General features: G+C 64.2%; 13 protein-coding genes. 7 read left to right on the forward strand and 6 right to left on the reverse strand.

From position 1 onward, the window contains the following. Nucleotides 1-156 precede the first annotated feature (156 nt). Nucleotides 157-1,479 carry a glutamyl-tRNA reductase gene (locus JOD47_RS01860; protein WP_204531408.1) on the forward strand — a complete coding sequence of 441 codons (1,323 nt, stop codon included), beginning with the start codon at nt 157-159 and terminating at the stop codon, nt 1,477-1,479. 87 nt (nt 1,480-1,566) lie between these two features. Here JOD47_RS01860 and moeB read toward each other — a convergent pair whose 3' ends face one another. Then, nucleotides 1,567-2,748 (reverse strand): molybdopterin-synthase adenylyltransferase MoeB, encoded by a 1,182-nt coding sequence (gene moeB, locus JOD47_RS01865; protein ID WP_275577869.1) that lies wholly within the window; start codon nt 2,746-2,748, stop codon nt 1,567-1,569. Between the two features lie 187 nt (nt 2,749-2,935). Here moeB and JOD47_RS01870 point away from each other — a divergent pair, with 187 nt between their 5' ends. From JOD47_RS01870 to JOD47_RS01880, 3 genes are all read left to right on the forward strand, one after another. Continuing rightward, on the forward strand, nt 2,936-3,556 hold the full coding sequence (locus tag JOD47_RS01870; RefSeq protein ID WP_307836173.1) for a TetR/AcrR family transcriptional regulator: 621 nt from the start codon (nt 2,936-2,938) through the stop codon (nt 3,554-3,556). A 79-nt stretch (nt 3,557-3,635) separates the two neighbouring features. Further along, nucleotides 3,636-3,860, forward strand: coding sequence for a DUF3107 domain-containing protein (locus JOD47_RS01875; RefSeq protein WP_204531410.1), 225 nt, complete (start codon nt 3,636-3,638; stop codon nt 3,858-3,860). A gap of 17 nt (nt 3,861-3,877) precedes the next feature. After that, nucleotides 3,878-4,183, forward strand: coding sequence for a hypothetical protein (locus JOD47_RS01880; protein WP_204531411.1), 306 nt, complete (start codon nt 3,878-3,880; stop codon nt 4,181-4,183). Between the two features lie 53 nt (nt 4,184-4,236). Here the strand turns inward: JOD47_RS01880 and JOD47_RS01885 are convergent, their stop codons facing one another. Genes JOD47_RS01885 through thiO form a run of 3 tightly spaced genes read right to left on the reverse strand, consistent with a single transcriptional unit; the run spans nt 4,237 to nt 6,408 of the window. Further along, a complete protein-coding gene (locus tag JOD47_RS01885) occupies nt 4,237-5,028 on the reverse strand; it encodes a thiazole synthase (RefSeq protein ID WP_204531412.1) in 792 nt (263 codons plus the stop codon). Between the two features lies 1 nt (nt 5,029). Further along, a complete protein-coding gene (gene thiS / locus JOD47_RS01890; RefSeq protein ID WP_204531413.1) occupies nt 5,030-5,278 on the reverse strand; it encodes a sulfur carrier protein ThiS in 249 nt (82 codons plus the stop codon). Further along, nucleotides 5,275-6,408 carry a glycine oxidase ThiO gene (gene thiO, locus JOD47_RS01895; RefSeq protein ID WP_307836174.1) on the reverse strand — a complete coding sequence of 378 codons (1,134 nt, stop codon included), beginning with the start codon at nt 6,406-6,408 and terminating at the stop codon, nt 5,275-5,277. The genes thiS and thiO overlap by 4 nt, the downstream gene beginning before the upstream one ends. A gap of 149 nt (nt 6,409-6,557) precedes the next feature. Between thiO and thiE the strand changes: the two genes are divergently transcribed. Then, on the forward strand, nt 6,558-7,208 hold the full coding sequence (thiE, locus tag JOD47_RS01900; RefSeq protein ID WP_204531414.1) for a thiamine phosphate synthase: 651 nt from the start codon (nt 6,558-6,560) through the stop codon (nt 7,206-7,208). Nucleotides 7,209-7,333: 125 nt separating this feature from the next. Here thiE and JOD47_RS01905 read toward each other — a convergent pair whose 3' ends face one another. Both JOD47_RS01905 and JOD47_RS01910 read right to left on the reverse strand, forming a co-directional pair. Next, entirely contained in the window at nt 7,334-8,842 is a 1,509-nt protein-coding gene (locus JOD47_RS01905; RefSeq protein ID WP_239547975.1) for an HNH endonuclease signature motif containing protein, read from the reverse strand. Between the two features lie 129 nt (nt 8,843-8,971). Continuing rightward, a complete protein-coding gene (locus tag JOD47_RS01910; protein WP_307836175.1) occupies nt 8,972-9,697 on the reverse strand; it encodes a ferritin-like fold-containing protein in 726 nt (241 codons plus the stop codon). 75 nt (nt 9,698-9,772) lie between these two features. On the opposite strand from JOD47_RS01910, the gene JOD47_RS01915 reads away from it, so the two are divergent. Continuing rightward, the gene (locus tag JOD47_RS01915) at nt 9,773-11,287 is read left to right on the forward strand and encodes an RNB domain-containing ribonuclease (protein ID WP_307836176.1); all 1,515 of its coding nucleotides are present in this window, start codon (nt 9,773-9,775) and stop codon (nt 11,285-11,287) included. A 294-nt stretch (nt 11,288-11,581) separates the two neighbouring features. Then, nucleotides 11,582-13,201, forward strand: coding sequence for a DEAD/DEAH box helicase (locus tag JOD47_RS01920; protein ID WP_204531416.1), 1,620 nt, complete (start codon nt 11,582-11,584; stop codon nt 13,199-13,201). Nucleotides 13,202-13,204: the final 3 nt, after the last annotated feature.

Below are 13,204 nucleotides of genomic sequence, written 5' to 3' on the forward strand. Positions count from 1 at the left end.
TGGTGGTCGAAATCACCTCCCAGCAGGCACCGAGGTAAGCGATCATTTTCGTGTACTTCCGCTCAACGGCGCGGATTTAGGAGGCTGGAAGAACCTTGGTGAGTTAGGCAACCCTATTAGGGTTCGAATGCCCGTTTTGGCTATGCTGGGATGGCTGTGAATTACTTTTCCTTGGTTGCGACCCACTCGGATATCGACCTGGAGACTGTCGCCCGGCTGAGCGTCGGGGCCTCCCAGGTCGCTTCATCCGCGATTCAGGACAGCCCGGCGCTGACTGGAGCGGTCTCGCTTGCCACCTGCAACCGCTTCGAAATCTACGGTGAGGCTAGCTCGGAAGCGGACATCGAGGCAGCCCGTTCCTCGATCATCGCAGCGATCAGTGACACGTCCGGACTGCCCAAGAGCAAAGTCTCCGGATCATTCACCACCCTCACCGGACAGGATGTACCGCGCCACCTCTTCAGCGTGAGCGCAGGGCTGGATTCCGCCGTCGTCGGCGAACGGGAAATAGCGGGTCAGGTACGCCGTGCGCTCGTCGAGTCCCAGAGCACGGGAACGGCCAGCGGCGGTCTTGTCCGTCTCTTCCAGGCGGCGTCCCGCACCGCCCGCGATGTCGGCGCGCAGACGGCCCTCGGTGCCCGCGGCCGCTCAATTGTCTCCGTTGCCCTCGATCTAGCCGCGGATCTCTCAAGCACCCGCGACCTCGCGGAGAAATCAGTGGTTGTCTTCGGCACCGGCGCCTACGCGGGAGCCACAATGGCTCTTCTCCGGGAACGCGGCTGCACCGATGTTTCCGTCTACTCTCCTTCGGGGCGCGCTGACGGTTTTGTTGCCACGCGCGGCGGAACCGCGCTCACGGACGCAGCACTGCCCGGCGCGCTCACCCGGGCCGACGTCGTCATCGGCTGCAGCGGCAGTGAGCGCCGCGTCAGCGCTGTAGACATGCAGCAGCTGAGGGAAGGTGTTGACCGCACCCTCGTGATCGTCGACCTCGCTCTGAACCACGACTTCGATCCCGGGGTGGCTTCGGTGGAGAACGTGGAACTCATCACCCTGGAGTCAGTGCGCCTGGCCGCACCGGAAGAACAGGCGGAGTCGCTTCGCCAGGCTGGTGAGTTGGTGTCCGGTGCGGCCGAGTCCTTCCAGGAACAGGTAGCTTCGCGATCCGTTGACGCGGCAATCGTCGCCCTGCGCAAGCACACCCAACAGGTGCTCGATGCCGAGATGGCCCGTGTTCGTGCGCAGCACGGCTGCACCGCCGCCGCGGAAGAGGTGGAGTTTGCGCTGCGCCGGATGGTCCGCCAACTGCTCCACGTCCCCACGGTTCGTGCGCGGCAGCTCGCGGCGGAGGGACGGCAGGAAGACTATACAGCGGCCCTGGAGGCCCTGTACGGGATTGAACCCGAGGACACAGCTTCACCGCCGCCGGAACAGTCCTGCCCGGTTCACGAGCTGGAAGCCCGCACTGGAACTGCCTGAAAAACTGGAACTGCTGAAAAAATCCGGGCCAACTCCTCGCTACTTGCTTGATTCTGCCCATACAATCCGAGTACTGCCCGGTACCGCTCAGTACACTGGTTTCTCCGGTTCAACATCACGGACCCACTGCAGGATTCCGCCCTCCACGTTGTAGACCCGGCGCGCACCCTGTTCGCGAAGATGCCGTACAACGTTGGCGGAGCGGCTGCCGGCCTTGCAGTGGACATAGATCTCCCGGGTTGCGTCGAGTTCCGTCTCACCGGAGAGAATCCGGTTCTGCGGCAGCAGGGCGGCTCCTTCGATGCGGACGATGTCATGTTCGCCCGGTTCCCGCACGTCTATCAGGTCGAAGTCGCGTGTGCCCGCAGAACGCTCCTCCAGCAGTTCCCGCAGTTGTGCTGCGGTAATCGACGGGATTTCTTCCGCTTCCTGCTCAGCGCTCAGCGTGAGGCCGCAAAACGCTTCGTAGTCGGCGAGCTCAGTGATCGGTTCAGCGGACGGGTCCCTGCGCACCCGCAGTTCCCTCCACGTCATGTCGAGTGCATTGAAGATCAGAACCCGACCCAGAAGCGTTGAACCGATGCCGGTGATCAGTTTGATCGCCTCATTGACCATCACTGAGCCGATCTGTGCGCACAGCACACCAAGCACGCCGCCTTCAGCGCAGGACGGAACTGCGCCCGGCGGCGGCGCTTCCGGGTAGAGATCCCGGTAACTGGGGCCCCCCACCGACGGCTCGGCCCAAAAAACGCTCACCTGCCCGTCGAAACGCAGGATGGAGCCCCAGACATAGGGTTTGCCAAGGATCTCCGCGGCGTCACTGACAAGGTACCGGGTGGCGAAGTTATCTGTGCCGTCCAGGATCAGGTCATAGCCGGAGAAGATGTCGAGGACGTTGCTGTTGTCCAGACGCACCTCGTGCCGCATCACCGATACGTGCGGGTTGAGGTCCGAGATGGTTTGTTCGGCCGATCTCGCCTTGGTCTGGCCGACATTGCCCACTCCATGAATTACCTGCCGCTGCAGGTTTGAGACGTCGACGACGTCGTCATCCACAATTCCCAACGTTCCGACGCCTGCCGCGGCAAGATACAGAAGCGCAGGTGAGCCCAGGCCACCCGCACCGATCACCAGCACCCGGGCGTTCTTGAGCCGCTTCTGGGCCTCGAGTCCGAACTCCGGAAGGATGAGGTGGCGGGAGTACCGCTCCATCTCTTCCTTGCTGAGCTCGGCATCCGGTTCCACCAACGGACCGGGGGAAAGAGTCAAAGGACGCATGCTTCAATGTATGCCCACGGGCGCGGTACTGCGCAACACTGGCGCGGCGTCCACGGCACGACGCAATCTGATGCCGTCGGAGCCAGTTGACGCCCGGTTGCGTGGGTAGACTGGGAAACCCCGCTGCACCGCTGGGGAAACAAGTTCCTGACAGACACACAACCGAAAGCCCAGACACGTGAGTTCAGAGGCACCGGCAAGCGGAAAGGCCATTCGGCTGCCGCGAGACGAGCGGCGGCGGCAATTGTTGAACGCTGCCCATGAGGTGTTCGTCGCGAACGGTTACCACGGTGCGGCAATGGATGAGATCGCCGAAGTTGCGCACGTCAGCAAACCGGTGCTCTACCAGCACTTTCCCGGAAAGCGGGAGCTGTACCTTGCCCTGCTGGAGAGCCACCTCGCATCGCTGACCGAGCTGCTGGTCGAGGCGCTGCGGTCCACCACGGACAACAAGCTTCGCGTGCATGCAACCATGCGCGCATACTTCCAGTTCATCGCCCAGGACAGCCAGGCCCACCGCATCGTGTTCGAATCGGACCTCAACAATGATCCGGATGTCAGCCGGCGCCTTGAAGCGTTCAATGCGCGCTTCGCGGACGAGATCGCCGGCGTCATCTCCGGAGACACCCGACTCTCCCATCTCGAGGCAACCCTGCTCGGGCGGGCGATGGCCGGCATGGCGCAGGTCAGCGCCCGGTATTGGCTGGAGACAGACGGCAGCCTCGACATCGATGCGGCCAGTGAGCTGGTCTACCGTTTAGCTTGGCGCGGAATAAGTCGGTTCCCCAAGGAAATGTGAGTTACATTTCCCTTAGTTCGGCGGCGCCCCCGGTGTGCGCCTTCGAGAATCACCTGCTCGTCAACGAAAGGCTTTAGCTGTGGAGATCAAGATCGGCGTTCAGAACGTCAACCGCGAGATAGTGCTGGAGTCCAACCAGACGGCAGACGAGGTGGCGGACGTTGTCAGCAAAGCGATGAACGGTGGTGCAGAACTTCGCCTGGTCGACTCCAAGGGTCGCCAGGTCATTGTCCCCGCCGGTGTTCTCGGTTACGTCGAGATCGGCGAGAGCGAGTCGCGTCGCATTGGGTTCGGCGCTCTCTAGCCGGGAATGACCCACCCATGGTCTCGCTGATAGTCGTCACCGGCGTCGCCATTTCCGTCGGGTTTTTCGTCTGGTTCGCAGACAAGCGGCATCATCGGTACGGAATGCTGCTGCTTCCCGCAGTCTCCCTCTGCACAGCCCTGGTCCTGTGGATCATCCTGCAGTTCGCGGGGTTGGGCTACCATCCTGACCTGTTTTGGTTGGCCTGGCTCCTGCCGCTGGTGTCGGCGACCATTGTGACGGCGGCTGCCGCCTGGTGGTTCGGCCGTCACCGCGAGCAGGCAGACGCCGAGGCCATGACTGCGATTCTCAGGCGGCGCTGATCAGCTGCTTCCTCCGAGAGGTACAACTCAGGGGTACAGCTGAAGAGGAACAACTAAAGATCAGCCCGGCCGTCACGTGGCGAGGAAGCGAGTGCATGTTCCCGCTTCGGAATCCTTCCCGCCCGCGAGGCCAGGCGGCCAGCTATCACAGCGTGGCGAAACGCAGTTGCCATGGCCACGGGATCCTGAGCGCGGGTCACCGCGGTGGCCAGGAGAACCGCGTCGCAGCCCAGTTCCATCGCGAACGCCGCATCCGAGGCGGTGCCGATTCCGGCGTCGAGCACAATCGGCACGCCTGCGCGCGACACGATGAGCTCGATGTTGTGCGGATTCAGAATGCCCAGTCCTGTGCCGATCGGTGCACCCAGCGGCATGACCACGGCGGCCCCCAACTGCTCGAGGCGCAGGGCCAGGACGGGATCGTCATTCGTGTAGGCAAAGACGGTGAACCCACGGGACACCAGCGCTTCGGCGGCCTCCACCAGTTCCACCGCGTCCGGTAGCAGCGTCTGTTCGTCAGCGATGACCTCGAGCTTGACCCAGTTGGTTTCCAGGGCCTCCCGACCAAGCTCAGCAGTCAGCACAGCTTCACGCGCGGTGAAGCATCCGGCTGTATTCGGCAGGACGCGCATACTTTGCGAGTGCAGGAGTTGAAAGAGCGATGCACCGGTTTGCGGTGTGTAACGGCGCATCGCGACGGTCGTCAGCTCGGTCCCGGAGGCAGCAAGCGCTTCCCCGAGTCCCTCCATGCTTGGCGCTCCCCCGGTTCCCATGATCAGCCGGGAGGTCAACGGGATCCCGTCAATCATCAAGGTGTCAGCGTTCAAGGTTGTGGTCGGTTCCATGTCATCCTCCCTGTACGGCGGTAACGAGTTCGACGTTGTCACCGGCAGTCAGTTCCCGGCCCGACCACTCACTGCGCGGAATGACCGCTGCGTTGACTGCCACGGCCACACCGAGCCGTGACCCATCGGCCGCTTGTCCGCCGGGCGTCAGCGCCCTCCCGGTGAGCTCGGCCACGAGGTGCAGCAGGTCCGGAGCGAGGGTGGCTGATTGCACCCCGTTCACGATGATGGTCCTGGTCGATGAGTTCATGCTTGTCCTTCCTCGAAACGGTCCGGCCTGTACCGCTCAAAGCCCGGCGGACCCGGCTTGCCTTCCATCAGGTCCACGCACAGGGCGGCCGCCGCCGGAGTCAGGAGCACGCCGTGGCGGAAAAAGCCGGTAGCGATAACGAGCCCGTCAACTCCGGGGACACCACCGAGCAGCGGCGCATTGTCCGGTGTCCCGGGACGTGCGCGGCACAGCACTTCCTCGAGTTCGAGCTCCGCAACGGCCGGAATGAGCAGCTGGGCGTCACGCAGCAGCTGGTATACGCCCCCTGCGGATACGCCGTAGTTGCCGTCCTCCCGCATAGTTGCGCCGAGCACAACGGTTCCGTCTCCGCGGGGAACCAGATAGACGGCGGAACCGCGCACCAGCCCGCGCACGGTATGGGTGAGCAGTGGCTGCAGTGCAGCAGGCACCCGCAGGCGGAGGATGTCACCGTAGACCGGCCGCAGCGGAAGCCGGCATGGCAGTCCCTGAAGTTGGGCTGCCGCGAGGCCGTTGGCAACAACGGTGTGGCGGGCCGGAAGAACGCTGCCGTCTTCAAGGACCGCCCCCGTTACACGACGGCCGGCATACTCAAAGCCGGAGACCCGTGCCGGGATCAGGCGCCCGCGTTCGCCTACGGCAGCCAGCAGTGCTGCAGCCAGCTTTCGCGGATCCACCTGGTGATCCTCCGGCGAGCTAAACGCCGCGGTGGCAGCCGGCCCGATCATCGGCTCTGACCGGCGCACCTCACGCAGTGACACCTGTTCGACGGGCAAGAGATGGCGGGCTTGTACTGCCCGGAGGTCGGCGAGCGCAGTGCGGTCGGCCGCGTCGATTGCCAGAACCAGGGTGCCGGTCGTGCGGTAGCCGGGGTCGATACCCGTCCAGGCGAGGGAGGCGAGGAATTCCGGGTAGCGGGATGCGGAGTCGACGGTGAGCTGGAGAAGGTGCTCTTCGCGATAATGCAGTTCACTGGCCGGGGCGATCATGCCTGCTGCCGCATGGGTGGCACCTGTCGCGGGATCGGGATCCACCAGCGCAACCGAGTGCCCCCTGCGGATTGCCTCCCAGGCGATTCCGAGCCCGATAATGCCTCCGCCGACCACGGCGACGTCCACGTTTGTTTCCACCAGGAGTCCTTCCCTACGCCGGCATGATCCGGATCAGGTTCGTTGTTCTCACAACGCGGTCGGCGTCGAACGCCCTCTCAGCCGATGTGGCGGACCGGGTGGTTCCCGGTCGCGGCACGGCTCCCGCAGTACCCCCTTATTCTAGGGGTATGAAACTGAGCGCCGCCCGCCTTTACCTGTGCACGGATTCGAGACAGCAGCAACAGGACTTCGGCGCTTTCGTCGACGCCGCTTTCGAGGGCGGCGTGGACATCATCCAGTTGAGGGACAAGTCCTTGGAAGCCGCACAGGAACTCGAACTGCTCTCTGTGCTGCGCGCGTCGGCTATTGCACACGGAAAGCTCTGGTCCGTCAATGACCGCGCAGACATCGCCGCGGTCAGCGGCGCCCCGGTGCTGCACGTGGGGCAGCGGGATCTTCCTCCCGCGCTCGCGCAGCAGTTCCTGCACGACGGCGGCACTATTGGACTCTCGACGCACTCACCAGCGCAGGTGGCCGGTGCTGCAGCAAACGACGACGTCGGCTACTTCTGTACCGGCCCGGTCTGGGCCACGCCTACCAAGCCGGGAAGGGCCGCCGCCGGACTGGAGCTCGTGCGGGAGGCGTCGCGGCTGGAGGCAGCCCAGGCTCAGGAGGGCGTGGCGATGAAGCCCTGGTTCGCCATCGGCGGGATCGACCTGCAGAACGTTGATGAGGTGCTGTCGGCCGGAGCGCGGCGTGTCGTCGTGGTTCGCGCCATCACCGAGGCCGATAACCCACAGGAAGCGGCGGCTAAGATCCGGGCACAGCTTCCCGCCTAGCTGTAGTGCCCACATCCGGCGTGTTCCGCGCAATCGGCGCACTCTCCACAACCGGCGTCCGGTGTCTTTGGTCAGGGCTTCGCCGCTGGTCAGGGCTTCGCCTGTGGTCAGGGTTCTGCCGTTGGTCAGGGTGGTGCCGCGCGTTCACCGGTGCCCGTGTGGGTGTGGGTGCTCGCGTGGGTGTTGGAGTCTGTGCCGGTGTTAGAGCGCGCGAGGTGGTTGTGGATGGCTTGTTCTACTTGCCAGTAGCGGTTGCGTTTGGGGGTTTGGTGGGGGTCGAGGTATTTGGGTGGTGTGAACCAGGGGATTCCGTTGATTGATTCGACGGTCCAGTTTCCTTGGTGGATTTGGTGGTGATGCCAGGAGCAGAGCAGGACGCCGTGGTTGATGGTGGTGGTTCCACCTGTTGCCCAGGGGATGGTGTGGTGGGCTTCGCACCAGGTTGCGGGCGTGGTGCAGTCGGGGAAGGCGCAGCCTTTGTCGCGTGCGACCAGTGCCCGTCTGAGGTGGGGTGGGAAGAGGCGTTGGGTGCGTCCGATGTCCAGGACCTGGCCTTCGCCGCCGAGAATCAGTGGGAGGATGCCAGCGTCGCACGCGAGTTTACGGATACTGCGGGCGCTCAACTGTTGCGCGAAGACCGAATGCCCGTCATGCCCGCGGTCTGCCAGGTCGCTCATGTCGTTGAGGAGGTCGCGGTAGTTGATGGTGACCATTACTTGGGGGCGGTGCCCTCCGGTTGCGGGGAGGCCGTCACCTGCGAGTGCGATCCGGCAGGCTGAGACGAGACCGTCGAGAAGGCTCTGTTCACGGGTCGGCTCGTCGGGGCTGGAGCCGGCGTCGTTGTCGCCGCCGTTGGTGAGTTTGCCGTCGGTCGTGCCGGTTCCCTTGTGAGCAGTGTTTTGTGCTCGTGGGTTGGTGGCGGTGTTCATGACGGTGATGAGGTGTTCGTATTGTTCGTCGGTGGCGCCGATTTCCATGAAGTGCAGGCCGTGGCGTCTGCCGCGCAGGAACACGCCCTGGCGTGCGCGGAGGATCTTGTCGGTGGGTTCGGTGCCGTCCTGGTCGATGATGTCTTCCCAGCGTTGGGCCAGGGCCCGCAGGACGTCCTCGTCGGACTCGACGGCCTGGCGGACCAGGTGCTCTTCCATGGCATCGAGCTCGGGGCGGGTCGCGGCGGGTGACACGCGGTGCACGGCGTTGCGGATGATGGTCGCGGCACGGCTGCTGAGCGCACCGGCACTGGTCGCTTCAGCCAGAACACCCAACGGAGGTGTGAGGGCGGCTCCTGGTCCGGGAAGCTCGGGTAGGACGTCGTGTCCGAGCCGTAGCCGGCGGTTCGCTTCGGTGCGGCTGATACCGATTTTCGCCCGCAGGTACTCCGCGGTGTTCTTATAGGGGTCCAGGGCGTCCGTGGTGGCGAGCTGGTGGTCCTCGGCGGCACGGGCAGCCACGGTCTGCAAATGATCCACCAGTTTGGAAAGCTGCTCGACCTCGACCAGGGCTGCCGCGGCCTCCTGCGGACTCAACGTCAAGTACGACGACTCAAACTGCTGCACGAAGCCCAATAGGTCCGACCGCAGGCCACCCAGAAGAGACACATCCTCCATGGTGGGTTCGAGCACTGCGACGGCCATACCCAAATTTTATCGAACACGCGTTCTAACCGCGATCAAATCCCCCCAATGTGGAGGACAAGTGAAACAAACTTATCCACAACCCCGTACGTGAATGCCGCCGACTCGTGAAGGCAACTACAGCTTCACTCAGGCCGTTAACCCCAGCGAGCTCATCCGGCGCGAATGGTTGCGGGTGAGTTGGGCGAAGAGCTGCGCAGTCTGCCGTTCACGATCCGCCGCGGAGCCCTCAAACAGGAGGCCGCCCAGGAACTGGCGTTCAATACCCACGCGCTGCGCCTGCGTCAGCGCCTCCCCCACCAGGCGGCGTCCCCACAGCGCAAGCCGCGAAGCAAGCCGGGGATCGTCGGAAAGCGCTGACTTCAACCGCTGCTGCAGCAAGCCGCCCTGCGCGGCAGTCGACTGGATACGGGCGATCATCTCGCGCGTATCGTCGTCGAGGTGTTCGGCGAGCGCGGTATAGAAATCACCGGAGATCGCATCGATGACGTAAGCCTTCATCAGCGACTCGTACCAGTCAGCCGGGCGGGTCCGTTCATGGAAGGAGTCGATTGAAGCCTGGAAGGGCCGCATTGCCTCTTCAGCATCGACGCCGAGGCCTGCAAGGTGGGTGCTGACCATTTCGAAGTGCTCGAACTCCGTCACTGCAAGCCGCCCGAGCGCCGCCCGATCCCGCAGGGTGGGAGAGAAACGCGCATCCGAAGACAGCCGCTCGAACGCCGAAAGCTCACCATAGGCCATGACGCCGAACAGGTCGACGACAAACCAGTTGAGCGACCCCATTCCGGCGCCGGACCCATCCGCCGGGGATGCTGGCGAAGGGCTCGAGGAGGATGGCGGGTGCAAGGCAGTCATGGGAACAAGGGTACCCGCGCGCCGTTTCCCTGCTGCTCCGGCGGCTTGCCGCTGCTGTGTACTACGGTTGGCATTGTGCCGTATTCGCATCTGGATTTGAGTAACCGGGACTCCCAGGTTCAGCTCACCGCCGCGCTGGAAGGCCTACGGCAGGAACTGGAACTGCGTGCAGACTTCCCTCCCGAGGTGATGGCGGAGGCCAGATCTGCGGTGGACGCCTTCGTTCCGCCGGAACGCGACTTCACCCACTTGGGCTTCATCACGGTTGATCCTCCCGGCTCGACCGATCTGGATCAGGCTTTTCACCTTGAGCGCGCCGGATCCGGCTACCGCGTCTGGTATGCCATCGCGGACGTTCCCGCCTTCGTGGCGCCGGGCGGGACGGTCGATGCGGAAGCCCGCCTCCGTGGCCAGACCATGTATGCGCCGGACGGTCGCATCTCGCTCCACCCTGAGGGGATTGCCGAGGACGCAGCCAGCCTGCTGCCTGGCCGGGATCGGTCTGCCTTCGTCTGGGAGTTCGAACTGGACGAGGACGCACGGGTTGAGTCCGTCGTCGTCGGTCGTGCTGTGGTCAAGAGCCGCGCGCAACTCACCTACGACCAGGTGCAGGAAGACATCGACTCAGGCGGTGCCGCTGAGAACCTGACCCTCCTGAAGGAGATTGGAACCAAGCGCATCGCGCTTGAGAAGGAGCGCGGCGGCGCGAGCCTGAATCTTCCGGAGCAGGAAATCGCGCACGACGGCGAACGCTACTTCATCGTGACGCGCCCACCCCTTGTGTCGGAAGATTGGAACGCGCAGCTTTCGCTCATGACCGGCATGGCGGCCGCCGAAATCATGCTCGAGGGAGGCGTGGGGATACTCCGCACCATGCCGGCTCCCGATGAAACTTCCCTGGCCCGGTTTCGGCATCAGGCCCGCGCGCTCGGGCGCTCCTGGCCCGCGAATGTCCCCTACGGCGAATTCCTCCGCAGTCTGGACACCTCGGACCCCCGCCAGCTTTCGCTCATGCACGCTGCCGCCTCGCTGTTTCGTGGCGCCGGCTATACAGCGTTCGACGGCGCGCTCCCCGAGTCCGTTGAGCAGGCGGCTATTGCGGCTCCCTACGCCCACACCACCGCACCGCTCAGGCGACTGGTGGACAGATTCGTCCTGGTGACCTGCGAAGCGCTGTGTGCAGGCAGGGAAGTTCCCGGCTGGGTCCGGAATGCGCTTCCGGAACTGAACGCACTGATGTCGTCCTCGAACCAACTGGCTTCACGCCTCGAGAGCGGCGCAATCGCTGCCGTGGAGGCAGCACTGCTGAGCAACCGGGTGGGCGAGGAGTTCGACGCCGTCGTGATCACCGGCTCAAAGCCGACTCCGGACGCGGCGGTCGCCGCCAATGGAAACGGAGTTCCCCACGGAGTCATTCAGGTTGCCGACCCTGCGGTCGAGGCACGGTGCGACGGCGCCATGACGGCCGGCGATGAGGTGCGGGTCAGGTTGGTTACCGCTGATATCGCCCGGCGGGAACTGCGCTTTCAACTGGTGAGGAGCGTCCGGCAGGTGGAGTCGCCGTCGGAAAGTGAAAGCGCGGCAGGGTAGACTTGAGCGCGTAGTAATGGATGCCCGGTCGTTCTTAAGAACTTTGTTCCAGTTTCCGAACGTGGTGGGCCGCAGTTCAATGAACAGGCGGCCTCCCTGCAATCGACCCGCAATACCTACGCGATCTTGAGTCTTCCCAGCTCGGAGCGGAACGTTCCGCTTCCGAGACGCAGTTGTTAGCCCGCGATCGGCTTCCACTGGACGCCCTGCTTCGTCCTGCTCCGAGCGGGCCCCTATTTTCGGGCCCGGCGTTGAGCCCGGCGGCAGCAGTGCCTAATTGAAACGGTAGTAAGAGTGACCACAGACAACCACCACCTCCATGCAGACAACAGCGACGACGAGATCTTCGTAGAAGAAACCCTCGTCACCACTGAAGAACCGCACCAGGAAGCTCCAGAGACCTTCGCTGACTTCAACGTCCGCGCCGACATCGTCGAAGCACTCGCGGACGCGGGGATCGTGCATCCCTTTCCCATCCAGGCCATGACGCTTTCCATTGCGTTGGGCGGCCACGACATCATCGGCCAAGCCAAGACCGGAACGGGCAAGACGCTCGGCTTCGGTGTGCCCGCGCTGCAGCGCGTGGTCGGCCCGTCGGATGACGGCTATGACAAGCTTCCCGCGCCGGGCGCTCCGCAGGCGCTCGTCGTTGTTCCCACACGTGAGCTTGCCGTCCAGGTTGCCGCTGACCTGACGAAAGCCGCGGCGAAGCGCAACGCCCGCATCGTGACCATTTACGGAGGCCGGGCCTACGAGCCGCAGATTGAGGCGCTCAAGCGCGGAACCGAGGTTGTGGTCGGAACACCGGGTCGCCTGATCGACCTGTACCGCCAAAAGATCCTGTCGCTCAAGAACGTCCGCATCGTGGTGCTCGACGAGGCTGACGAGATGCTCGACCTAGGCTTCCTGCCTGACGTCGAGACCCTGATGTCGGCAACGCCCTCAGTCCGCCAGACGCTCTTGTTCTCGGCTACCATGCCCGGCCCGGTCGTTGCCATGGCCCGCCGCTACATGTCCCACCCGACGCACATCCGCGCCGCTGACCCCGAGGACGACGGCGCCACCAAGAAGGACATCCGCCAGGTCATCTACCGTGCGCACAACCTGGATAAAGACGAGGTGGTAGCCCGGATCCTCCAGGCCCGCGGACGCGGACGCACCATCATCTTCACCAAGACCAAGCGCACGGCCGCCAAACTGTCGGAAGAGCTGATTGACCGCGGTTTCGCGGCCGGCGCCATCCACGGCGACCTCGGCCAGGGAGCCCGCGAGCAGGCCCTGCGAGCCTTCCGCGGTGACAAGATCGATGTCCTGGTCGCCACCGAGGTCGCGGCCCGCGGTATCGACGTTGAGGACATTACTCACGTCATCAACTTCCAGTGCCCTGAGGATGAGAAGGCCTACCTCCACCGTGTCGGCCGTACGGGGCGAGCCGGCAAGAAGGGCACCGCCGTCACCTTCGTGGACTGGGATGATGTTCCCCGCTGGGGCCCGATCAACAAGGCCCTCGGCCTAAACCAGGCAGAACCGGTGGAAACCTATTCCTCCTCACCGCATCTGTATACGGACCTTGACATTCCCGAGGGCACCAAGGGACGGCTGCCCCGCGCGCAGCGGAAGCTGGCCGGAATCAACGCCGAGAAGCTGGAGGATCTTGGCGAGACCGGCAAGAAGAACCGCACGAATGACCGCTCCCGCTCCGGCGGCCACGGCGGGCGCCAGGGTTCCGATGAGAAGGCTGGGGGCCGTCGTCGTACCGGTGGATCCAACTCAGCCGGTGAGGACCGCAATGCTGCGGACAGCGGTACCAGGCAGGCGGACCGGACCGAAAGATCCGAGCGGCCTAAACGCAACCGGTCGCGTACGCGTCGGCGCAACGGTGAAGTGATTCCCAAACCCGCTGCTGACAGCTGATCG

This window comes from Arthrobacter tumbae (assembly GCF_016907495.1).
In the GTDB taxonomy this organism is placed as follows: Bacteria; Actinomycetota; Actinomycetes; order Actinomycetales; family Micrococcaceae; genus Arthrobacter_D; species Arthrobacter_D tumbae.